Below are 21,642 nucleotides of genomic sequence, written 5' to 3' on the forward strand. Positions count from 1 at the left end.
CCGCCGGCGGGGAGGTACGCCGGCGCCGGCACGTGGGGCGTAGGGCGAGCCGAGTGCTCCCCCGTTTTTCTAACCTGCTTCCAGATCCTCTTTCGTGTTCCCAAAGTCGTCGGCGAACGGTGGCCGAGCATGCACTGGCAGAGAGATCAGTCCCCTGTGACTGCTGCGACCTGTCGGGGTGGTTGCCGGTCTGTCCTTGCCTGTCGTCCGTCTGACTGAGGCGTCTCGGGGTATGAGGGCCGGGGCGCTGTTCATATCTGATGCCAGGGCAGGGGAGGGGCCAACATCGAGCGTGGGATGGTTGAACCCACCGGTTCAAGCATCGCACGCTCGATGTTGGCCCTTAGTACCGGCTGCGGTTGCGGAGGGCCGGTCGAGCAGGGTACCAAGTTGGACCTGGGAGCGTTGAGTTGGACGACTCAGAGCCTCCAGGTCCAACTTGGTACCCCGCGGTCGTCCATTGCCGCCGCCGGGCACCGAGAGCACCTCCGAGAGCACATTCGTCGCGCACCCCCCCAACGCACAATGAAGCCCCCACGACCAGATGGTCGCGGGGGCTGAGATTCGTACGTTAGCCGGCCGAACGGCTCCTACTCCGTGTGCTCCTCCAGCAGCGGCACGAGCTGCTCCAGGGCGTACTCGATGGCGGCGGGGGAGCCCAGGGCGTAGGCGCTGGAGATCTCCTTCGGCATGGGGAAGGAGTGGCCCTCCTCGGTGGCGGACAGACGCTGCCACGCGCTGTTGGCCTCCACGTCCTCCGGTGTGGTGCCTACGGCGAAGGCCACGACCAGGTCGGAGTCTGCGAGGGAGAGCGTCTCATCGCTGAGCTTCACGGAGAAGCCGGTGTCCCCGGTCTCCTCCTCGGCCAGTGTCTCGTTCTCCTGGAAGCCAAGGTCAAGCAGGGTGTCATAGCGCTCCGAGCCGCGGATGTAGGCACCCCAGCCCTCGGAGGACAGGGCGACAGTTGCGGCGGTCTTGTCCGCCCACTCGGGGTGGTCGTCGCGGATGCCGGAGACCATGGCCTCGTAGCTCTCGTTGAGCTCGTCGCCCTCGTCCGGCAGGCCCAGTGCGGTGGAGATCATGTCGACCTGCTGCTCGCGCGGGGTCAGGTAGGAGTCGGCACCCTCAGGGATGCCCACGGTGGTGGCGATCTCGGAGAGCTTGTCGTAGCGGTCCTCGTCGCCGGAGCTACGTACGTCGAGGATGAGGTCGGGCTCCAGCGAGGCGATCGTCTCGAACTCGGGCTCCATGGTGCCGATGATCTCGGGGGACTCCTGGTAGGCACCCTCGAGCCACGGGCCGACTCCGTCGCCGCCGAAGGCGAGCCAGTCAGACGCACCGACGGGCTGCACGCCCAGGGCCAGCGCGGTCTCCGCGTCGCCCCAGCCGAGTGCGACCACGCGGGTGGGCTGCTCGTCGACGGTGATGTCACCGAACTTCGTGGACACCGTCTGGGGGAACGTCCCCGCGGTCTCCACGGCGGAGGAGTCTGCGGCGCTGGCAGCGTCCTCCCCGTCGGAGTCGTTGTCGGAGCAGGCGGTGAGGGCGAGGGCGACACTCGCCGCGGCGAGGATGCCGACGCTGCGGCGATGATTGCGGAGTCTGAACGTCATGGAGGTCAGCCTACGCTAGCCATTGAGGTCCTTCGAGGCCAGTCGGGCACCCTCGACGAGGGATTCTAGCTTCGCCCAGGCGATCTGCTCGTGCAGGCGTCCACCCAGACCGCAGTCGGTGGAGGCCACCACGCGCTCCGGGCCGACGACCTCGGCGAAGGTCAGGATCCGGTCGGCGACGGTGCGCGGGTGCTCGACCACGTTGGTGGAGTGGCAGACCACGCCCGGGTAGATCAGCGAACCCGCGGGGAGTTCGTGGTCGGCCCAGACGCGCCACTCGTGGGCGTGCCGGGGGCTGGCGCCCTCGAAGGACAGACCGCCGACCTCGGCGCGAAGCACCTCGTCGATGATGTCGGCCATCGGGATGTCGGTGGTGTGCGGGCCGTGCCAGGAACCCCAGCAGATGTGCAGGCGGGTCTGCTCTTTCGGCAGTCCGGCCAGGGCGCGGTTGATGGCGTCGATGCGCACGCGGATCCACGCCTGGTAGTCGGCGACGCTGGGCTCCGGGTTGATCTGGTCCCAGGCCTCGGCGAGGTCCGGGGCATCGATCTGCACGGTCAGTCCGGCGTCAGTGATGGCCTTGTACTCGTGGTGCAGGGCGTCGGCGCAGGCGTTGACCAGGGCGGTCTCGTCGCCGTAGTGCTCGTCGGTGAGGCGGGCGGCGGAGCCCGGCGAGATCGCGGCGATGAAGCCGTCGCGGGACGTCCTGCCCGCGGCGTCCAGCGCGTGGGTGAGCAGGCGGGCGTCGGCGTCGACCTGGTCGCCGCCGATGTAGCCGATCTCGCCGGTGAACTTCGGGTTGCCGACCTTGTTGCGCCCGGTGAAGATGCCGGACTCCGGGTCCTCGTAGGCGGCGGAGAAGGCGGCGCGGTCACGCCGGTCAGGGAAGGAGGTCAGCCGGATGTTGCCCGGGGTGGAGCGGACCTTCTCGGCGTTGGCCCAGCGGTCGGTGTCGGTCATGGTCAGGCCGCTGAGGCGGGAGAAGATGTAGTTCCACCAGGCGCCGTAGTCGACCGCGCCGGAGGTGACGTGGCCGTACTCGCCCTCGTTGATGATGTCGAGGCCGAGGTCGACCTGGCGTTGGACGACCTTGTCCACGCCGTCCTGGAGGATGCCGAGGAACTCGTCCTGGCCGATGTCGCCGTTGTTGCGGCGCAGGTTGGCGTCCAGCAGTTCGGGGGTGCGGGGCAGTGAGCCCACGTGGGTGGTGCGAATGTCAGTCATGGGCACCATCGTAGTGTTTATGTTCAGCTGCTAATCAGTCGCGTCCGATCCGCGTCCAGTCGGCGGCCAGCAGCCGCTCCTCGGCGAGCGCCAGGGTCTCGGCGGACTTGCAGAACGTCCAGCGCACCAGCGTGCTGACCTGCTCATCCGGTTCCTCCACGAAGCTGCTCACCGGGATCGCCGCGACACCTACCGCCGCGGGCAGCGCCCGGCAGAACTCCTCGCCGGTGAGCCCGGTGCCCAGTGCGGCGATGTCGGTGACCAGGAAGTAGGTGCCGTCGGACGCCAGGACGTCCTGCCCGGTGTCGCGCAGGACGCCGGCGAGGCGTTCGCGGCGCTCGCGCAGCGTCGCCGTCCACGCGTCGCTCCAGTCCCCGGCGTTGTCGAGCGCCCAGGCGACCGCCGGCTGCAGCGGCGTGACGCCGACGTAGCTCAGGAACTGCTTCGCTGCGGTCACCGCCTCCAACAGGTGCGGCGGGGCGATCGCCCAGCCGGTCTTCCAGCCGGTCACATTGAAGCTCTTCGCTGCGCTGGACAGCGTCACCGTGCGCTCGGCCATGCCATCCAAGGTGGCGAAGGCGGTGTGCGGACGGTCGAAGGCGAGGCGTTCGTACACCTCGTCGCTAATCACCACCGTGGTGGTGGCGCGCAGCTGCTCGGCGATGAACTCCAGGTCGTCGCCGTCCAGCACCGTGCCGGTGGGGTTGTGCGGGGAGTTGAGGATCACCGCGGCCGGGCCGTCGGCGATGGCTGCGGCGAAGCCCTCGCGGTCCAGGTGCCACCTGCGCTGCGGCCCGTCGTCCAACAGCAGTCGGACGGGGCGGGCGACGGCCTCGGCCAGGTCGATCGCGGCAGAGTAGGCGTCGTACGTCGGTTCCAGGACCACGACCTCTTCTCCGCGATTGACCAGCCCCAGTACCGACGCGGCAATACCTTCCGTCGCACCCACGGTGACCAGGACGTCCTGCGCGTCGACGACGTGGCCGAGCCGCCGGGCGCGGTCGGCGGCCACCGCCTCGCGCAGCACCGGCAGGCCACGTCCCGGCCCGTACTGGTTATTGCCGCCGGTGATCTCCGACGCCGCGCGGCGCAGCATCTCCTCGGGTCCGTCCTCGTCCGGAAAACCCTGGCCGAGGTTCGCCGCCCCGGTGCGCACCGCCTCGGCAGTGATCGTGGCGAAGACGGTGGGGCCCACGCCGGCGACGCGGCTGGCTGGGGAGTGGGTGGTGTGGGGGTGAAGAGCCATGCGGCCATAGTATGGGGTCATGAGCATTCAGCCGATCACCGCCACCGGGGCCGACCCGGACGAGCCCGTCGCCCTGGAACAGACCGACCCCGCGTCCCTGCCGAAGGGTCACCCGGTCGACGCCCAGGCCGGCAAAGACGGCATCAGCCCGCGCGCGCAGCTCACCCAGCTGCTCAACTACTTCGAGGACAGCTACCCGGAGATCTTCCACTCGCTGACCACCGACGAGGCCGCGTCCTCGCCGGACGGCGTGACCGCCGAGCTCAAGGACCGCACCGAACGCATGTGGGCGCGCGTGCCCGACCTGATCACCCACTGCAGCCTGCTGGTGCTCGGCGCTGGCCTGGACCACGCGATGCCGACCGCGGCGTTCCTGAAGACCGGTCCTACCGCGGAGCCGACGGCGGTGGCGGGGTTGCCGGCCACGGTGCTGCGCCCCAGCGAACCGACCGGGGCTGTGGCCGTCAGCCTGCACGGCGGACCGGGCTGGTTCGGCGACGCCGAGGCCCACGACCAGTTGTGGCTGCCGCTGTTCGCCGCCCTGGCGGAGCGCTCCGGGGTGACCGTGGTGGACCTGGTGTACCCGCTGCCCGCCTTCGGGCAGGACGGCTCGGCCGCCGCTGGGGTTGCCGCCACGCAGGACGCCGTGGCCGCCGCCTTCCGCGAGGTGCAGGGCTGGGATCAGCCGGGGCAGCGCACCGGGCTGATCACCTTCGGCTCCGGCTTCGGCCTGGCCACCCAGGTGCTGCAGGACGCGGCGTTCCTGCTGGCGATGTCACCGCGCATCTCCCCGGAGCTGGTGGACGCCCCGCCGGCGTTGTCGCAGGTGCCGACGCTGGTCTCGGTGGCTTCCGAGGACTCCCGGGGGACGCCGGCCGCCGAGGTCCGCGACTTCTTTTCCGCCTGTGCCCCCTCGTCGGAGTTCCGGGCGTACCTGTCGGAGCACATCATCGGTGCACCGGACGTGTGGCGCCGCCGGGTCAGCGACGACGCGGGGTGGCTCGCGCAGCGGTAGGTGCTGTGGGCGGTGTGGGTGCTGTGGGCCCCAGCGTTCAGAAGTGTTACCACTTTTTCGACCGCCGCTCCGGCAAAACCCCAGGTCGCGGAAAATCTCGCCGCCGAAAAGTGGTAACACTTCTGGTCCCTCTGTGACAGGATCAGCGGTATGGAAATCCTGCTGATGGCCTTCTCCCTGCTGTTCAACGTCGGGATCCCGATCGTCCTTCTGGTCGCGGCGGTGATCTTCCTGCGCGAGCACTTCTCGAAGAAGAACTGAGCGCCGGCGGTTCAGTGTCCTAGATTCACCGTCTGGCGATCAGGGAGGGGAGCGAGTGCCCGGTGTCGGTGATGGAGGTGCGCAGGGCGGACGCAGCGCCGGGCCGGTCACCGGCCTGTAGGAGGGTGACGATCTGCCGGTTCGTCGCGACGAAGGGCCGGTGGAACTCGGGGTCGGCCCGCTCGGCGAGGAGGAATACCAACCGCATGCGGGCGAGCAGGCGGTCCATCTCCTGATCCAACAGCCGGGAACCCGCCGCCGTGACGACGGTGCGGTGAAACTGCTGGTTCGCCAGCCCGAGCTCGGTGAGGTTGCCGAGCGCCAAGTGCCGTTCGGCGTCGGAGACAACCTGGTCAAGTGCGGCGGCGTCGAGCATCTCGCCCCACAGCAGCGCCGCGGGTTCGATGACCGCGCGCTCGCGGTAGAGGTCCCCGATGTCCTCGGCGGTGGGGGAGGCGATGAACACGCCGCGGTTGGGGATGCGGTCGATGATGCCGTCGGCGGCGAGCGTGGCGAAACTCTCGCGCAGCGTATTGCGCGACACCCCGAGTTGCTGGGCGAGAACAACCTCATTGAGTTTGGCCCCGGGGGCGTACTCGCCGGCAGATACGGCGTGGCGCAGGCGGGTGGAGGCTGACTGGGCGCGCATGGTGGTCCAGTGTAAACGAGGGGTGCGGGCCGGTTACCCGGCCGTCTCCACAGTCGACACCGTCGCCAAAGTCTCCTTCGCCGTCACGGACTGCCCGGCGTGCGCGGTGATGCTCAGGACGCCGTCGGCCGGGGCGGCCACGGTGCGTTCCATCTTCATCGCCTCGACGGTCGCCACGGCTTGGCCCTTCTCGACCCGGTCACCGTCCTCGACCTTCCAGGCTACGACGGTGCCGGCGAAGGGGGCGGTCACTGCGGCCCCCGAAGTGGTGGTCCCCGAGCCGGCGGACTCCGAGCCGGTGTCGGCCGGAGCACCGCCCGAGGCCACGCCACGCGTCAGCAGGTCGGACGGGACCCCCACGCGGTGCAGGCGTCCGTCGATCTCCACGGAGATCTCGGTACGTTCGGTGTAGGCGTCCTCGACGGAACCGTCGCCGAAGGCCCCACCGGCACCCGGGGTGTAGCAGGTGTCCACCCAGTCGGTGTAGATGCCGAAGCTGTCGTCCGGCCCGTCGGCGGTGAACGCGGGGTGGCGCACGATGTCCCGGTGGAACGGCAGGACGGTCCGCACACCTTCGATGCGGAACTCGTCCAGTGCCGCCGTCGCGCGCCGCAGGGCGACCTCGCGGGTCGGCCCCCATACGATGAGTTTACCGAGTAGTGAGTCGTAGAACCCGGGCACGGTTCCGCCAGCGCGCACTCCGGCGTCGACGCGGATGCCGGGGCCGGTCGGGACCTCGAAGGTGCTCACGGTGCCGGGGCAGGGGACGAACCCGTTGGCGACGTCCTCGGCGTTGAGGCGGAACTCGATGGCGTGCCCGTGCGCGACCGGATCAACGCCATCAACACCCTCAGCCCCCAGGAAGCTCAGCTCCTCCCCGGCGGCGATGCGGAACTGCTCGGCCACGATGTCCACCCCGCTGGTCATCTCGGTGACGGGGTGCTCGACCTGCACGCGCGTATTGACCTCGAGGAAGGACACCGTGCCGCCGCCATCCCCGCCACCAGCCACGATGAACTCCACCGTCCCAGCCCCCACGTAGCTGGCGGCGCGGCAGATCGCGCGGGCACCCTCGGTGATCTCCTCGCGTTGGGCGTCGGTGAGGAAGGGGGCGGGGGCCTCCTCGACGAGTTTCTGGAAGCGACGCTGCGTCGAGCAGTCGCGGGTGCCGAGCACGGCGACATTGCCGTGCGTGTCGGCGAGCACCTGTGCCTCGACGTGCCGGGGATGCTCGAGGAACTTCTCCGCGAAGCACTCGGCGCGCCCGAACGCGGCCTCGGACTCGCGCGCGGCGGATAGGAAGGCGTCCTCGATGGAATCAACACCGTCGGATTCCCGGACGAACTTCAGTCCGCGTCCGCCCCCGCCGAAGGCGGCCTTGATCACGATCGGCAGGCCGTGTTCCTCGGCGAAGTCCCGCGCCTGCTCCCAGGATTCCAATGGTTCCGAGGTGCCCGGTGCCAGGGGTGCGCCCACGGATTCGGCGAGCTGGCGGGCGGCGACCTTGTCGCCCAGGGTGTCGATGGTCTCCGGGGTGGGCCCGATCCAGGTCAGCCCGGCCTCGGCGACGGCGCGGGCGAAGTCGGAGTTCTCCGACAGGAAGCCGTAGCCGGGGTGCACGCAGTCCGCCCCGGCCCGCGCGGCGACGTCGAGCAGCGCGGGGATGTTCATGTAGGTCTCCGCCCCGCTGGATCCGGGCAGGGCGTGGGCCTCGTCGGCGACGCGGGTGTGCAGCGCGCCGGCGTCCGGTTCGGAGTACACCGCGATGGCGCGGATTCCCAGGTCGCGGGCGGCCCGGGCGATGCGTACGGCGATCTCGCCGCGGTTGGCGATGAGGACGGTTCGGGTGTTCACAGCATCTCCTGGAAGGTCTGGAAGGCGATCTCGGTGCCGGGGGCGAGTTGGGCGGCCAGGTCGAGGTCCTCGGGGACCACGGTGGCGATGACGGGGTAGCCGCCGGTGACGGCGTGGTCGCGCAGGAAGACCACGGGGTTGCCGTCCGGCGGCACCTGCACGCAGCCGGGCAGCATCCCCTCGCTGGGGATTTCACCGGTCTGGGCGCGCTGTACGGGCTCGCCGGTGAGCCGGACGCCGATGCGGTTGGACGCGCCGCTGACCTGCCACGTCCTGCCGGTCAGTGCGTCCACGCCGTCGGTGAACCAGTCGTCGCGCGGGCCGGCGACCACGCGCAGCACCACCGGTCCCGTATCCGGCGCATGAACTTCCACGCAGGACGCTCCGACCACGCCGCGGGCCTCGCCCGCGCGGACGCTGTCGCCGTCCTGCAGGGGTGCCGGCCCGAGGCCGGACATGACGTCGGTGGACACCGACCCCAGCACGCTGCGTCCGGCCACACCGCCGCGCACGCCGACGTAACTGCGTAAGCCACCGGTCGCCGCGCCGACGCTCAGCCGGCTGCCCGACGGCACCAGCAGCGGGACGCCGGACGCCACGGCCCGGGTGCCCACGCGCACCGGGGCCTGCGCGCCGGTGACCGCGACGACGGTGTCGACCAGCGCGGTGAGTGTCAGCCCGCCGATGTTCTCCAGCACTCCGGCTCCGCGCCGGTTGCCCACCGCGTCGTTGGCGGCGATGGCGGAGGCGCGGTCCGCCGCCCCCGAGGCCGACACTCCCAGGTCGCCGAAGCCGGGACGTCCCAGGTCCTCGACGAGGGTCTGCAATCCGGCGTCGTCGAGGCGCAGCACCGGGCGCGCCGGGGCATCGGAGTGAGCCCCCGATTCGGCGGGACGAGAGACCTCGGCGAGGTCGCGCACGGCCCGGTAGCGCACCACGTCGCCCGGGGCGAGCAACGCCGGCGGCTCGGCGTCAGCGTCCCAGAACCGTTCGGCGGTGGTGCCGATCAACTGCCAGCCACCCGGTGACGTGCGCGGGTAGACCGCGGAGAAGCCGCCGGCCAGGCCCACCGCACCGGCCGGGATGGCCGTGCGTGGGCTGTCGCGCCGGGGGACGGTGAGCGCGCCCGAGGCGTCCTGCGCGCTGTTGTGCGGAGCGCAGTAGGTGAAGCCGGGGGCGAAGCCGCCGAAGGCGGCGACCCACGTGGTGGAGGTGTGCCAGTCGATCAGCGCCTGGCTGGACATGCCGAGTGTGTCGGCGAGGTCGGCCAGGTCCTCGCCGTCGTAGACGACATCGACCGTGACCTCCTTCGGGGTGGACGCCTCGGCCGCCGCCGGACGGAACCCCCGCAGCGCCTCCACCGCGGTGCGGGCGTGCGCCGATGCGCTGAACTGCAGCAACACCGTGCGCGCCGCGGCCACCACACCGGTCTGCCCGGGCAGCGGCGCGGCGCTGAGCGCACCGTGCCACGCCATCACCGTGTCCAGGTCAGGCAGGTCGACCAGCAGCGCGCGGGTGCCGACCGGATGGATGCCGCTCACAGGAACCCCCTGACCGCCACGCCCTCCGCCTGCAATCGCCCGACCACCGCGCGAGTCAGTTCCACCGCGCCGGGCGAATCGCCGTGCACGCACACCGACTCCGCGTCCACGGCCAGCACCGTGCCGTCCACCGCGGTCACCGCGCCGGACGTCGCGACCTGCAGGACGCGCCGGGCGACCGCGTCCGCCTCGGCGATGACCGCGTCCGGCCGGGAGCGGGGGACCAGCGTGCCGTCCGGCAGGTAGTTGCGGTCGGCGAAGGCCTCCCGGATTACCCGCAGCCCGGCCCGCTCGGCGACGTCGACGGCCACGCCGCCGGGCAGCAGCATCAACGGCAGTTCGCCGAAGGCGCGCACCCCCTCGACGACGCCGCGGGCCTGTGCCTCGTCGTGCACGATGGTGTTGTACAACGCCCCGTGCGGTTTGACGTAGCTGACCTTTGTTCCGTTTGCCCTGGCCAGGGCGTCGAGCGCGCCGATCTGGTAGAGCGTCTCATCGGCGAGGCGGGCGGGGTCGATGTCCACCGGGGTGCGTCCGAAGTTGGCGGGGTCGCGGTAGCCGATGTGTGCGCCCACGGTGACGCCACGCTCGGCGGCGGCGCGCACGGTCGCGGCGATGGCATGGGGATCGCCCGCGTGGAAACCGGTGGCGATATTGGCGCTGGAGACCAGGGCGACCATCGCGGGGTCGTCGGCCACGGGGACACCGTCGGTGGTCTCCCCGAGGTCGGCATTGAGGTCGATGGTGGTGGTCTTGGCGGTGGGGTTGGTGGGGTTGGTGGTCATGGGAGCGCCTTCCCGTCGCTGCGTTCAGGATTGTTGAACAATCCTGGTGGTGGTTCACAGTGTAGCGGGCGTCACGGCGTGGTGCACGGGGTTCTGCGTGGTGATTGCGGGGGCTGTCGGATTCTGTCGCGGCCTGGATGCAGCGAGATCACCCTCCCAGGTAGCGAATCGGGGTGTTTCGCTACCTGGGAGGGTGATCGGTCTACAGCGCGGAGGACCGCCCAGCGCTACTCCAGCTCCAGCAGCAGGTGCCGGGTCTTCTGCACGTCGGCGAGGCGGTCCACCAGGGACTCCACCTGTGCCCACTGCTCGGCCGGGATCGCGTCCTCGGCGGCGGCGATCACCGAGCGGTCCTGCGTCCCCCAGGCCACGGGCATCGGGGAGACCTGCTCCCAGTGGTCCTGCTGGCCGACCGAGCGCATCCCGGTCACGGCCATGGCAGGCACACGCTCACCCACGCGCCGTTCAATCCCGGGGATCGAGGTCACGGTGCGCAGCGCGAGGGCGGGGCGTGAGGACGCCGACTCGGTGGCGGCGGTGTCGACCAGCGACATCAGCACCACGTCGCGCGGGTTGACCTGCGCGATCACGGTCGGGGCCAGGGCGTAGGCGTCGTAGTAGCGCTGCGGGGAGCCGAGCTGGCGGGGGAAGACGGGCACCATGATGAAGCAGATCAGGCCCATCACCAGGGCAGCAGCGCCCACGATCACGGCCCAGCCGGTGTCGACAACCACGAACAGCACTACCGCGGCGATGACGAGGATCGCCCCCATCAGCCCGGCGGACCACTGGAACCGGCGGGCGTCACGGAAGAACTCATTGTGCTTGCGGGCGAAGGACTCGTCGACGGGGAAGTTGAAGCTGACCACGGTGAATGATCCTACAGGCCGGGCTACAGGTCGACCGAGTCGATGATGCGGTAGCCGTAGCCCTGCTCGGCGAGGAAGCGCTGGCGGTGGGCGGCGTAGTCGGCGTCCAGGGTGTCGCGGGCGACGACGGAGTAGAAGAACGCCGGGCCACCGTCCGGCTTGGGGCGCAGGATGCGTCCCAGGCGCTGGGCCTCTTCCTGGCGCGAGCCGAAGGTGCCGGAGACCTGCACGGCGACGGAGGCGCCCGGCAGGTCGATGGAGAAGTTGGCGACCTTCGAGACGATCAGGACGCGCAGCTCGCCGCGGCGGAAGGCGTCGTAGAGTTCCTCGCGGCGGTGGGTGGTGGTGCGCCCGTCGATGACGGGGGCGTCGAGTTTCTCGCCGAGTTCCTCGAGCTGGTCGATGTAGGCGCCGATGACGAGGGTGGGTTCGTCGGGGTGCTGGTCGAGGATGCGGCGCACGATGCCGGTCTTCGTCGGCGAGCACGCGGCCAGGCGGTACTTCTCGTTCTGCTCGGCGGTGGCGTAGACCATGCGTTCCTCCTCGCCGAGCTGCACGCGGACCTCGGTGCAGTCCGCCGGGGCGATCCAGCCCTGGGCCTCGATGTCCTTCCAGGGGGCGTCATAGCGTTTCGGGCCGATGAGGCTGAAGACGTCGTCCTCCCGGCCGTCCTCGCGCACGAGTGTGGCGGTCAGGCCGAGGCGTCGGCGCGACTGCAGGTCGCTGGTCATGCGGAACACCGGGGCGGGCAGCAGGTGGACCTCGTCGTAGATGATCAGCCCCCAGTCGCGGGAGTCGAAGAGTTCCAGGGCGCGGAATTCGCCCTTCGTCTTACGGGTCACGACCTGGTAGGTGGCGATGGTGACCGGGCGGATCTCCTTGCGCTCGCCGGAGTACTCGCCGATCTCCTCCTCGGTGAGGGAGGTGCGGCGGATGAGTTCGTCCTTCCACTGGCGTCCGGCGACGGTATTGGTCACCAGGATCAGGGTGGTGGTCTGCGACTTCGCCATCGCCGCGGCACCGACCATGGTCTTGCCGGCACCGCAGGGCAGCACGACCACGCCGGAGCCACCGGCCCAGAAGGACTCGGCCGCCATCTCCTGGTAGTCGCGCAGTTCCCAGTTCTCCTGCTCGGTGGACAGGGCGATGGGGTGAGCCTCGCCGTCGACGTAACCGGCGAGGTCCTCGGCCGGCCAGCCGACCTTCACGAGTTCCTGCTTCAGGCGTCCGCGTTCGGACGGGTGCACGACCACGGTGTCGGGGTTCTCGGGGTCGATGGGCTCGCCGAGCATGGGGCGGATCTTCTTGTGCCGGCGGATCTCGGCGAGCACGGCGGGGTCGGTGGACTCCAGCACCAGCCCGTGGGCGGGGTGGCTGGACAGGATCAGCCGGCCGTAGCGGTCCATGGTCTCGGCGACGTCGACGAGCAGCGGCTGGGGCACGGGGAAGCGCGAGTACGTCTCGAGGACGTGGACGACCTGTTCGGCGTCGTGCCCGGCAGCACGGGCATTCCACAACGCCAGCGGGGTGATCCGGTAGGTGTGGACGTGCTCGGGGGCGCGTTCGAGTTCGGCGAAGGGGGCCAGGGCGGTGCGGGCCTCCTGCGCCTGGGCGTGTCCGGTCTCCAGCAGCACGGTCTTGTCCGACTGGACGATCAGGGGTCCGTCACCGAGTCCCACGGATGCCTCCTTGAGGGGTTATTGGGGGTTCGAAAAGCAACCCGACCATTCTACCCGTTCCGGCTCACTCCAGCGGGGTGCCCACCCAGGCGACCCGGTGCGGCTGGATCTGCAGCGACTGACCGCCGGCCTCGGTGACACCCACGATGGACACCGGGCTCATCGTGACCACGGAGATCCATTCGTGCACCGCGGAGCCGGTGGCGTCGACGTAACTGATCTCCACGGATGTGCCGGAGTCGTAGGCGTGGCGCAGGGCGGTCATGATGGCGCGCGGCTCGTGCACGCGGGTGGTCTCCCCGTCATGGCCGGACGCATCGGCGCTGTTGCCGCTGCCGTCCGTGCCGTTGCTGCCGGCCTGCCGGCTGCGTCGGAAGCCTTCGACGGCACCGGCGAGCTGGTCGGCGACCTGCTCGCGCGAACTCACGGGACGTTCGGGGTCGGGCACGGTGGGCAGCAGCGGCATGGCGGTGGCGCGCCCCACTCCGGTGTCGCCGTCGATGCTGATGCGCACGCCCTCGTCCTCCAGCGCCTCGACGACGAGCGAGAGTTGCACAGAGCTGGCGGCGACGGTGGGGGAGAGCAGGCGCAGGCCGGTCTCCTCGGCGGCGTCGGTGTCCATGATGGTGGCCATGGATTTTTCGTCGGGTGCGGTGAGCACGCTCGCCGCGGTGCTGCCGACGACGGGGTTCTCCGGGCGGTGGGTGCGGAAGGTGTCCTGCACCAGGTACCACATGGATTGCGGCACGTCCGGGGCCATGCCGGCGAGGAAGTCCTCGATGCCGGCAGCGGTTTCGCCGTGTTCCACGGCGCGTTGCATGCTCTGGCGGGTCACGCGCCACACGCTGGCCATGCCGGTGGATTCCACGTCGGCGAAGGTGCGCAGCCGGGCTTCGGTATCGCCGTCGAGCAGGCCGGGGGCGAGGATGGTCATGTCGGCCTGGATGATGAGCATGTGGACGGGGTCGGGCAGGATCTTCGCCAGCGCGGCGGTCAGCTCGTCTTCGGCATCCTCGGAGTCCGCGACGGCGGCCAGCGCGAGTGCCGCGGAGGAGACCTGCCCCTCAGCGCTCAGCCCCAGGATCACGCCCTCGTCGACGACGCTGGCCACCGCCTCATCCGAGGTCACTGCCGCCACCGCCGGGCGCAGTCGCCACAGGTCAGCCCCGGTAGGAATGACGGCTGCCTCGGCGATCACGCCGCGCAGCGCGGCGGCCTCCGGAGCGTCCAGCGACTCCTGCAGCAGGTGCGAATCGGTGCCGGACGGCTCCTTCGCCAGCCACGGGGCGTGGGCGCTGTGGCGCCAGCCGTCGAGCAGCATCGCCCAGCGCCGCGAGAGCGGGGCCGACAGGTAGGACGCACCGCGTTCGGTGAGCGTCCAGAAGTCGCCGCTGCCCACGGCGTCCTGCGGGGCGGGCACCGGCAGGCCGACGGCGATGAGGTCGGCGTGGCGGCACAGCACGAGCGTGTCGCCGACGACTGCGGCGTCCACCCCGAGGGCCTTGGACAGGCGTGCGATCTCGCGCACGCCGACGCCGCCGGCGTTGAGCGGACGCACCGGGGCGCGTCCGACCTCCTCGAGGACGTCGGCAACGAGCCGGACGGTCTCCACCACGCGCGCCACCGCGGTGGCGTCGGTGCGCTGGTCGGGGGTTTCGGTTGCGGCGCGGGCACGGAAATCGCCGCCGGCCGGGGGGACGACCCGTCCCGTGATGGACGCCGCGACGCGCGGGGACAGGCGCGCTGTCTGCGCGTCGACGCGGTCGAGCAGGCCCGCGGAGATCATCCGGGCCAGCGGACGCTCCGGATCGTCCAGCGTGGCGGAGTGCCCGATGCCGCCGGAGAGTTCCAAGGTGTCGAGCAGGCGACGCTGCCGGGTGGGCAGAGCGTCGAGCACCTCGGGGAGTTCCTCGGTGGGTACCGGGCAGCGGTAGCCGTCGACCAGCACCCACGGAAGGTCCGTGGTCGCGGAGAACAGCGGCGGCAGGTGCGAGGGCACCTTCACCTGCCCCGGATCGGTGGTGCTTCCCGTGCCTGACACCGTGAGGCCGGGGCCGAAGGCCAGGCCCCAGGACGCCAGGACGTGCACCATCGCCGTCACCGTTTCCGCGTCCGCCCGCGCGTCGGCGGCGGTGCCCGCGGCGTCCCACAGTTCGGTGAGCGCCTCGTCCACCGCGTCGATACCCACCGGGTCATGGGCGGCACCGGCGGCCACCAGGGCGTGCAGGACGGCGAGTCCGGTCGCGTCGAGACGACGCAACGCCGCCACGTCCGACACCGAGCCCAGGGACCCGGGGTGGAAGGCGCGCAGACGCCAGAGCAGGTCGACGAGCTCGTCGTCGGAGTGGCCGGCGAGCCACTCGGCGTAGGTGGGGAAGGAGTCAGGCATAACGCCGGTCACTTTACCCGCCGACGGGGTCACGGGTGTAGACGCCGGTGTAGACGGCGATGTCGGAAAGTCGCCTGACGGGCACGGATGTGGAATGATCGGGGATATGTCTCACGCAAAGAAGAAGCACTACGTTGATCCGGGCTGGCCGCAGAACCTGCCCGAGGGTAAGCACGCGGTCACCGAACTCATCGCCGAGGACGCTGGCGCACTGAGCCCCTTCGGGGACGCCGAATTCCCGGTGCCCGCCGAGAAGCTGTCGTACGTGCACCCGTACACGGTCATTAACCGCTAGTCGGTTTTCTGCGCGCACGAACGTCGCCCAGCTCATATCCCGTTTGTACGGGAATGGGCTGGGCGACGTTGTTGTCGTGCGTTGTTGCGCATCGACGAGTGGGACCGTGGGCCCGTCAGATGGAGGGCCCGGTGCGACCGCGGGGGCGGCGCGGAGAACTAGAAGAGGTTGCCGGCGAGGGCAGCGTACTGGTCGCCTGCGGCCTTGGCCTGGTCGGCGGCACCCTGTGCCTGGTCGACGGCGGCGGAGTAGTTGTCGTTCAGGACCTCGCGGTTGTCCTGGTAGAGGGCCTGCAGCTCGGTCGGGACCTCGATGCCGTTGGCGGCGAAGGCTGCGGTGATCTCCTCCCAGACGGAGTCGATGGACAGGACGTCGCTCTGGCTGCTCAGGTCGGCAGCGGCCTCGCCGGTGTTCTCGGCGTAGTTGTCGGTGGAGGTGGTCTCCTGGGTGCTGGCACCCGGGGCGTCACGCTGCTCGGCAGCGGAGCTCAGACCCAGCTGGGAGGAGCAGGACGGCCATGCGCCCCAACCCTGGCCCTCGAGGACGCGCTCGGCGACCACGATCTGCTCTTCGCGGGAAGCCTGGTCGGCGGAGGCTGCGAACTCGTCGCCGCCGTAGCCGCTCCAGGTGCTCGGGGAGAACTGCAGTCCACCCTGGAAGCCGTTGCCGGTGTTGATGGACCAGTCGCCGCCGGACTCGCACTCTGCGAGGCGGTCCCAGTCGGAGTCGGGGGCGGCGTTGGCGGCCGGGGCGGCTGCGGCACCGAGTGCCAGTGCGGCCATGCCGGCGACGGCGAGGCGCTTGGTGCTGAAGGTGCTCTTACGGATGGTGTGTCGTCCCATGTGGGTTGATTCCTTTCGGAGTCGTTGATGCGGGGATCCGGTCCCGTGGATCACCGCGGTGTTCATTGCTGAGGTCCGACACTAACGGTTTGTCACGATTGAGTCACGCTGATTGCGGGGATTCGTGGCTGTTCAGGCGGTGTAGCGGCGAATCCTGCTCGATGTGAGTTGCGTCGTGGTGGCGGTCGAAACCGGGCTTGCCCTGCGCGTTATCGTTCCGTGTCTCCGCCGTTACCGAACCGTTATTTTCTGGCTGTGACCTTCGTCACATTCCTCGTGGGCGTCGCGATGTCGACCCCACGCGCCCCACGGGTAAAATGGCTGGTTCCCCACCGGACAGACAGTACACAGCAGTAATACAGGGCAGTAGTACAGAGAAGTGACAGAGAGGACTGGCGAGGAACATGCCGACCGGAAGAGTGAAGTGGTACGACCCGGACCGGGGATTCGGCTTCGTGTCCAACCCCGAGGGTGAGGACGTCTACGTCGGGTCCCAGGTGCTTCCCGACGGGACCAGTGAACTACGCAAGGGACAGCGCATCGAATACGACTTCGCCGAGGCACGCAAGGGGCCCCAGGCGATGCGGATCTCGGTGCTGGACGACGGGCCGCCGCCGTCGGACGAGAAGTCCGGTGGCCGGGGTGCCAGCCGGGGCGCAAAGAACGCCCGGGGTCAGCGCGGAGCACGCGGTCATCGCTACAGCCCCGACCAGCTCCACGAACTGGTCCAGGACACCGTCACCCTGCTGGAGTCGCGCGTGCAGCCCAGCCTGGCGGCAGGGCGGCGTCCCGACCGAAAGGAAGGACGCCAGGTCGCCGAGATCCTGCGCACCATCGCCAGCGAGCTTGAGAGCTGACATAGAGAACTGACGCAAAGAGCAACCCCCAGGGTGGTGAAACCATCCTGGGGGTTGCTCTGTGACTAGCGCTGTTCTCGGCGCCGTTCTCGAATCATTCTTCTTCGTCGGCAGTGGGGTCGGGCTCGACGCCGGTGCTGAAGGCCCACACCACTCCATAGGGCACCTCTTCGCCGTCTTCCTCCCCGAGGATCAGCGCATGGACCTCGACGATGGCGAGCTGGGCAGTGCCGTCCTCTTCATCGCTGTCGAGGTCGGCGGACCCGTGGACGGTGACCTCATTTCGCTCCCCGGCTGCCGAGGTGCTTTCGGTGTCCGCGGCATGGTTGTCGTAGATCTCCAGAAGTGACCAGTCCTGGCTGGTGATCTCTTCGGGGAGCGACAGGGTGAGGTCGTCGTCCGGCCCCAGGTCGATGTCGATGGGATCAGACTCATCGCACTCACCGGTGAATCGCTGGCATATCCGGTACGGGGCGTATTCCTTCTCCTCGCCGGAGGCGTCGGTGACGGTGACCCGCAGATCCTCCGGCGGGGTGCCGGGGCGGTTGTTGCTCCAGTGCTGATAGCCCAGCACCGCGGCGGCCACCACGACGACGAGCAGCACGATCGCACCGAAGGTCATCAGCTGCTTGCGCTGGGCGGCCCGACGACGCTGCTTCTTCGTCTGTTTCTTCGGCGGGTTGGTGTTGTCCGTGCTCATCCGGTGGGGAACTCCTGTCGGCGTCTGATGAGGTGCGCGGGGGTCGGGGGTTTCGACCAGCTCAGCGCGAACTTCTCGCTCGACCGATCAGGGCCCCGGCGCCGACACCACGTGACGCGGCGATGACGTTGACGTACATCACTGTACCGGCGACGGCCAGCACAGCCATACCCACGGTGAGCTCCGGGGGAAGCAGGATGCCCAACGTGCCTCCGAACACCCACGACAGCTGCAGTGCGGTCTCGGAGACGCCGAAGGCCGAGGCCTGGGCGGACTGGTCGAGTCCGGACTGAATCGCCGCGTCCAGACACACCTTGGACATCGCGCTGCCCAGCGACAGCACCGCGGTCGCGACCGCGGCGGTGAGCGTGCCGTCCCACACCGCGGCTAGCACCACCGTGGCGATCGATACCGCGCCGAGCACCAGGACGGCGGCCTGCGGCCGGGCGAAGCGGATCCGCGAGCCCAGGGCGTTGCCGGCGAAGGTGCCGACCCCGCCGGCCGCGCCGACGGCGGCGAGGATGGACAACTGCTCGAAGCCAGACAGATCGCTGGACGACTTGGCGACGAAGGCGATGTAGATCGTCATGAACCCGGTGCCGCAGCGCTGCAAGGCGGTGGCCCAGAGGCAGGTCCGGGCGGCGTCGGGGAAGCGCACACGCACGGCCCGACGCCAGCCGGTCACCGCGCGACCGCCGGCGTGACCCGTTCCGTGACCCGTTCCCTGGCCTTCCGGCACGAACGGGCTCACCGTCACCTCGTCGCGTCCGCGCTCGGCGCTGGACGGGATCAGCGCGCAGCCGTAAATACCCGACAGGGCCACCACCATCAGCAGCCACAGTGCCGCCTGCGGGTCGATGAGGTAGGCGATGGCCGCGGCGAGACCGCCGGCGACCAGCGAGCCACCAATGTGACCGGCGATGGTCAGCCGGGCGTTCGCGCGCACCAGGTCCAGACCGTCCGGCGCGACACGTGGGGTCACCGAGGATTTCAGTACTCCATAGGACTTGCTGAGTACCAGCATTCCCAGCGCCACGGGATAGAGCAGCCATGAGTCGAAGTTCTGCAGCAGGATGGCGGCCAGCAGGACGCGTCCGGTGAAGGTTAAGGACAACGCCAGACGCCGCCCGGTGCGCAGCCGGTCCAACGCCGGGCCGATCAACGGGGCGAGTAGGGCGAAGGGGGCGATGGTGACCAGCAGGTAGGCGGCCACCGAGGTCCGCGACTCCGCCTCGGCGGCGGAGAAGAACAGGGTGCCGGCCAAAGAGACCGCCAGCACGGCGTCCACCGCGAAGTTGGCGATCGAGGTGTACATCAGGGCGGTGAGCCCGGACTCGCGGGCACCGTCGGCACCCATCAGCCCGGAGACCCGGTTGGCCGAACGGGCCATCACGCCAGTACGAGCACCACCACGAGCCCCACGGTCATTCACTGAAACGCACCTCGTAGAGGGTGTCCCACAGCTTGCCGGTCACCAGGAACGTGTCGTCCCCGGCGCCGCCATCCGCGGCGATGCCATTGAGCACGTCGGCACCATCGCGGTCACCGGCGGGCAGATCGAGCTCCACGACCCCGGTGACCTCCCCGGAGTCCGGGTCGATGCGCAGCACCCGGTCGGAGTGCCATACGTTGGCCCACACGGTGCGGTCGTCCCCGCTGCCGGTGCACTCCAGCTCATTGAGCTGCTCGACGGGCTCGCCGTCCAAGGTGACCTCTACCTCGCCGGTGGCGGCGAAGGTCTCGGGGTCGCGGAAGGTCAGCCCCGAGGAGCCGTCCGACATCACCAGACGCTCGCCGTCGGAGCACAGCCCCCAGCCCTCACCGTCGTAGGACACCTCGTCGGTGACCTCCAGGGTTTCTGCATCGCGGGCGAAGGCCACCCCAGACTTCCAGGTCAGCTGCCACACGGTGTCGTCGTGCACGGTGGCGCCCTCGCCGAAGTAGCGTTCGTCGAGGGCCTGGTTCACGGTGGGGGACGTCGCGTCGTCCACCGGCGCACGGTAGATCCGCGACTCGCCGTTCAGGCCGGTAGACACCAGCAGGTCACCGTCCGGCATAACCTCCAGGCCCTGGGTGAAGGCGTCCGGGTCGAAGGGGTGCTCGGCGAGGACCTCCGCGGACAGCACCGGCACCGAGCCGGTGCCGGAACCGCCGGGGGTACCGTCCTGCCCGTCGGTCGTGCACGCGGCCAGCGCGCCGACCAGGACAGTGGAGGTCAGGACGGTGCCGGCCATGGTGAGGGCGCCGGGTGCGCCGCGCGGTGCCAGGAGAACGCGGGGGGTCATGTGTCCCATGCTGCCATACCGGTTGCACACGGGCCTGCCTGGTGCGATTCTTACTTCTTATGTCAGCTTCCTCGGGATCCACGGGACCCACGGTCGAAAAGACCGGTACAGAATCGACCGGTGCTCTCGACCGGTACTTCCACATCACCGAGCGTCGCTCCACGATCGGCACGGAGGTCCGTGCCGGTGTCGTGACGTTCTTCGCGATGGCGTACATCATCATCCTCAACCCCCTCATTTTGGGGACGGTGGAGGACGGCAACGGCGACGTGCTGGGTACCTCGCGCGTCGCGGCGGTCACCGCCCTGGCCGCCGGCGTGATGACCATCGCCTTCGGTGTGTTCGCCAAGTATCCCTTCGGCATCGCCGCCGGTCTCGGCATCAACACCCTGGTCGCGGTCACCTTCGTGGCGACGGAGGGCCTGACCTGGCCGCAGGCGATGGGCCTGGTGGTGATCGACGGCGTGATCATCGTGCTGCTCGCCGTCACCGGATTCCGCGAGGCCGTGTTCAACGCGATCCCAGGTTCGCTGAAGGCGGCGATCAGCGTGGGCATCGGCCTGTTCATCGCCATGGTCGGCGTGGTGGACGCCGGCTTCGTGCGCCGTGTGCCCGACGCCGCCGGCACCACCGTGCCCGTCGGTCTCGGCGACGGCGGCTCCATCGCCTCCTGGCCCACCCTGATCTTCGTGGTCGGCCTGATCGTCTGCGGCATCCTGGTGGCCAAGAAGGTCCGCGGCGGACTGTTCATCGGCATCATCGCCACCACCGTGTTCGCCATGATCGTCGAGGCCGCCGCCGGGCCTTTCGACAGCGACGCCGGCAAGGGCTGGCAGATGGCCACCCCGGCGATCCCGGACTCCTTCGGCAGCATGCCCGACCTCAGCCTCGTCGGCGCGGTCGACCTCTTCGGCGCCTTCGGCAAGATCGGCGCACTGTCGGCCTGCCTGCTGATCTTCACCCTGGTGCTGGCGAACTTCTTCGATGCGATGGGCACGATGACCGCGCTGGGTAAGCAGGCGCAGCTCGTCGACGAGCAGGGTAACCTGCCGAACCTGCGCACCGCCCTGATCATTGAGGGCGCGGGTGCTGCGGTCGGCGGTTCGGTGTCGGCGTCGTCCAACACCGTGTTCGTCGACTCCGCCGCCGGCGTCGGCGACGGTGCGCGCACCGGCCTGGCCAACGTGGTCACCGGCGTGATCTTCCTGGCCGCGATGTTCCTCACCCCGCTGTACTCCGTGGTGCCGATCGAGGCCGCCGCCCCGGTGCTGGTCATCGTGGGTGCGATGATGATGGCCCAGGTCGCCGACATCGACTTCACCCGCTTCGAGGTCGCCCTGCCGGCCTTCCTGACCATCGTGATCATGCCGTACACCTACTCCATCGCCAATGGCATCGGCATGGGCTTCATCGCCTGCGTGGTGATGTACCTGGTCACCGGCCGTGCCAAGGAGCTGCACTGGCTGATGTACCTGGTCGCCGCACTGTTTGTGGTCTTCTTCGGCATCGACCCGATCATGGATGCGATCGGGTAGGAC

General features: G+C 69.7%; 18 protein-coding genes. 4 read left to right on the top strand and 14 right to left on the bottom strand.

Annotated elements, in window-relative coordinates:
• Nucleotides 1-590: 590 nt before the first annotated feature.
• From ACT3SZ_RS13945 to ACT3SZ_RS13955, 3 genes are read right to left on the bottom strand one after another with little or no spacing between them, the layout of a single operon-like run.
• Nucleotides 591-1,613 carry an iron-siderophore ABC transporter substrate-binding protein gene (locus tag ACT3SZ_RS13945; protein WP_444619589.1) on the bottom strand — a complete coding sequence of 341 codons (1,023 nt, stop codon included), beginning with the start codon at nucleotides 1,611-1,613 and terminating at the stop codon, nucleotides 591-593.
• Between the two features lie 15 nt (nucleotides 1,614-1,628).
• Complete coding sequence (locus ACT3SZ_RS13950) at nucleotides 1,629-2,837, bottom strand: cobalamin-independent methionine synthase II family protein (RefSeq protein ID WP_444619591.1); 1,209 nt, start codon at nucleotides 2,835-2,837, stop codon at nucleotides 1,629-1,631.
• A 34-nt stretch (nucleotides 2,838-2,871) separates the two neighbouring features.
• Nucleotides 2,872-4,083, bottom strand: coding sequence for an aminotransferase class I/II-fold pyridoxal phosphate-dependent enzyme (locus ACT3SZ_RS13955; RefSeq protein ID WP_444619593.1), 1,212 nt, complete (start codon nucleotides 4,081-4,083; stop codon nucleotides 2,872-2,874).
• Nucleotides 4,084-4,102: 19 nt separating this feature from the next.
• Between ACT3SZ_RS13955 and ACT3SZ_RS13960 the strand changes: the two genes are divergently transcribed.
• A complete protein-coding gene (locus tag ACT3SZ_RS13960) occupies nucleotides 4,103-5,098 on the top strand; it encodes a hypothetical protein (RefSeq protein WP_444619594.1) in 996 nt (331 codons plus the stop codon).
• A 286-nt stretch (nucleotides 5,099-5,384) separates the two neighbouring features.
• On the opposite strand, the gene ACT3SZ_RS13965 is transcribed toward ACT3SZ_RS13960, so the two are convergent.
• The 7 genes from ACT3SZ_RS13965 to ACT3SZ_RS13995 form a co-directional block, all read right to left on the bottom strand.
• Nucleotides 5,385-6,008, bottom strand: a complete 624-nt coding sequence (locus ACT3SZ_RS13965; RefSeq protein WP_444619596.1) for a GntR family transcriptional regulator — start codon at nucleotides 6,006-6,008, stop codon at nucleotides 5,385-5,387.
• 33 nt (nucleotides 6,009-6,041) lie between these two features.
• Complete coding sequence (locus ACT3SZ_RS13970; protein WP_444619598.1) at nucleotides 6,042-7,862, bottom strand: acetyl/propionyl/methylcrotonyl-CoA carboxylase subunit alpha; 1,821 nt, start codon at nucleotides 7,860-7,862, stop codon at nucleotides 6,042-6,044.
• Entirely contained in the window at nucleotides 7,859-9,403 is a 1,545-nt protein-coding gene (locus ACT3SZ_RS13975) for a carboxyltransferase domain-containing protein (RefSeq protein WP_444619599.1), read from the bottom strand. The genes ACT3SZ_RS13970 and ACT3SZ_RS13975 overlap by 4 nt, the downstream gene beginning before the upstream one ends.
• On the bottom strand, nucleotides 9,400-10,188 hold the full coding sequence (locus ACT3SZ_RS13980) for a LamB/YcsF family protein (protein WP_444619600.1): 789 nt from the start codon (nucleotides 10,186-10,188) through the stop codon (nucleotides 9,400-9,402). The genes ACT3SZ_RS13975 and ACT3SZ_RS13980 overlap by 4 nt, the downstream gene beginning before the upstream one ends.
• 227 nt (nucleotides 10,189-10,415) lie before the next feature.
• Entirely contained in the window at nucleotides 10,416-11,057 is a 642-nt protein-coding gene (locus ACT3SZ_RS13985; protein ID WP_444619601.1) for a DUF3239 domain-containing protein, read from the bottom strand.
• A 23-nt stretch (nucleotides 11,058-11,080) separates the two neighbouring features.
• Nucleotides 11,081-12,736 (bottom strand): DNA repair helicase XPB, encoded by a 1,656-nt coding sequence (locus tag ACT3SZ_RS13990; protein ID WP_444619602.1) that lies wholly within the window; start codon nucleotides 12,734-12,736, stop codon nucleotides 11,081-11,083.
• A 64-nt stretch (nucleotides 12,737-12,800) separates the two neighbouring features.
• Nucleotides 12,801-15,125, bottom strand: a complete 2,325-nt coding sequence (locus ACT3SZ_RS13995) for a helicase-associated domain-containing protein (RefSeq protein WP_444619603.1) — start codon at nucleotides 15,123-15,125, stop codon at nucleotides 12,801-12,803.
• A 106-nt stretch (nucleotides 15,126-15,231) separates the two neighbouring features.
• On the opposite strand from ACT3SZ_RS13995, the gene ACT3SZ_RS14000 reads away from it, so the two are divergent.
• Complete coding sequence (locus tag ACT3SZ_RS14000) at nucleotides 15,232-15,420, top strand: hypothetical protein (protein WP_444619604.1); 189 nt, start codon at nucleotides 15,232-15,234, stop codon at nucleotides 15,418-15,420.
• Between the two features lie 158 nt (nucleotides 15,421-15,578).
• On the opposite strand, the gene ACT3SZ_RS14005 is transcribed toward ACT3SZ_RS14000, so the two are convergent.
• Entirely contained in the window at nucleotides 15,579-16,262 is a 684-nt protein-coding gene (locus ACT3SZ_RS14005) for a resuscitation-promoting factor Rpf1 domain-containing protein (RefSeq protein ID WP_444619605.1), read from the bottom strand.
• A gap of 404 nt (nucleotides 16,263-16,666) precedes the next feature.
• Between ACT3SZ_RS14005 and ACT3SZ_RS14010 the strand changes: the two genes are divergently transcribed.
• On the top strand, nucleotides 16,667-17,119 hold the full coding sequence (locus ACT3SZ_RS14010) for a cold-shock protein (protein WP_444619606.1): 453 nt from the start codon (nucleotides 16,667-16,669) through the stop codon (nucleotides 17,117-17,119).
• 94 nt (nucleotides 17,120-17,213) lie between these two features.
• On the opposite strand, the gene ACT3SZ_RS14015 is transcribed toward ACT3SZ_RS14010, so the two are convergent.
• The 3 genes from ACT3SZ_RS14015 to ACT3SZ_RS14025 all read right to left on the bottom strand — a co-directional run bounded on the left by ACT3SZ_RS14015 (nucleotide 17,214) and on the right by ACT3SZ_RS14025 (nucleotide 20,104).
• Nucleotides 17,214-17,819: a DUF2771 domain-containing protein gene (locus tag ACT3SZ_RS14015; protein WP_444619607.1), complete on the bottom strand. Its 606-nt coding sequence runs from the start codon at nucleotides 17,817-17,819 to the stop codon at nucleotides 17,214-17,216.
• A gap of 61 nt (nucleotides 17,820-17,880) precedes the next feature.
• On the bottom strand, nucleotides 17,881-19,251 hold the full coding sequence (locus ACT3SZ_RS14020; RefSeq protein WP_444619608.1) for an MFS transporter: 1,371 nt from the start codon (nucleotides 19,249-19,251) through the stop codon (nucleotides 17,881-17,883).
• The gene (locus ACT3SZ_RS14025; protein ID WP_444619610.1) at nucleotides 19,244-20,104 is read right to left on the bottom strand and encodes a glutaminyl-peptide cyclotransferase; all 861 of its coding nucleotides are present in this window, start codon (nucleotides 20,102-20,104) and stop codon (nucleotides 19,244-19,246) included. The genes ACT3SZ_RS14020 and ACT3SZ_RS14025 overlap by 8 nt, the downstream gene beginning before the upstream one ends.
• A gap of 59 nt (nucleotides 20,105-20,163) precedes the next feature.
• Between ACT3SZ_RS14025 and ACT3SZ_RS14030 the strand changes: the two genes are divergently transcribed.
• Entirely contained in the window at nucleotides 20,164-21,639 is a 1,476-nt protein-coding gene (locus ACT3SZ_RS14030) for an NCS2 family permease (protein ID WP_444619612.1), read from the top strand.
• Nucleotides 21,640-21,642: the final 3 nt, after the last annotated feature.

Source organism: Corynebacterium sp. AOP40-9SA-29 (genome assembly GCF_052377405.1).
GTDB lineage: Bacteria > Actinomycetota > Actinomycetes > Mycobacteriales > Mycobacteriaceae > Corynebacterium.

Bases quoted from the DNA above. Each gene is read 5' to 3' on its own strand.
- ACT3SZ_RS13945 (WP_444619589.1), bottom strand. From the start codon at position 1,613: ATGACGTTCAGACTCCGCAATCATCGCCGCAGCGTCGGCATCCTCGCC.
- ACT3SZ_RS13950 (WP_444619591.1), bottom strand. From the start codon at position 2,837: ATGACTGACATTCGCACCACCCACGTGGGCTCACTGCCCCGCACCCCC.
- ACT3SZ_RS13955 (WP_444619593.1), bottom strand. From the start codon at position 4,083: ATGGCTCTTCACCCCCACACCACCCACTCCCCAGCCAGCCGCGTCGCC.
- ACT3SZ_RS13960 (WP_444619594.1), top strand. From the start codon at position 4,103: ATGAGCATTCAGCCGATCACCGCCACCGGGGCCGACCCGGACGAGCCC.
- ACT3SZ_RS13965 (WP_444619596.1), bottom strand. From the start codon at position 6,008: ATGCGCGCCCAGTCAGCCTCCACCCGCCTGCGCCACGCCGTATCTGCC.
- ACT3SZ_RS13980 (WP_444619600.1), bottom strand. From the start codon at position 10,188: ATGACCACCAACCCCACCAACCCCACCGCCAAGACCACCACCATCGAC.
- ACT3SZ_RS13995 (WP_444619603.1), bottom strand. From the start codon at position 15,125: ATGCCTGACTCCTTCCCCACCTACGCCGAGTGGCTCGCCGGCCACTCC.
- ACT3SZ_RS14000 (WP_444619604.1), top strand. From the start codon at position 15,232: ATGTCTCACGCAAAGAAGAAGCACTACGTTGATCCGGGCTGGCCGCAG.
- ACT3SZ_RS14005 (WP_444619605.1), bottom strand. From the start codon at position 16,262: ATGGGACGACACACCATCCGTAAGAGCACCTTCAGCACCAAGCGCCTC.
- ACT3SZ_RS14010 (WP_444619606.1), top strand. From the start codon at position 16,667: ATGCCGACCGGAAGAGTGAAGTGGTACGACCCGGACCGGGGATTCGGC.
- ACT3SZ_RS14015 (WP_444619607.1), bottom strand. From the start codon at position 17,819: ATGAGCACGGACAACACCAACCCGCCGAAGAAACAGACGAAGAAGCAG.
- ACT3SZ_RS14025 (WP_444619610.1), bottom strand. From the start codon at position 20,104: ATGACCCCCCGCGTTCTCCTGGCACCGCGCGGCGCACCCGGCGCCCTC.
- ACT3SZ_RS14030 (WP_444619612.1), top strand. From the start codon at position 20,164: ATGTCAGCTTCCTCGGGATCCACGGGACCCACGGTCGAAAAGACCGGT.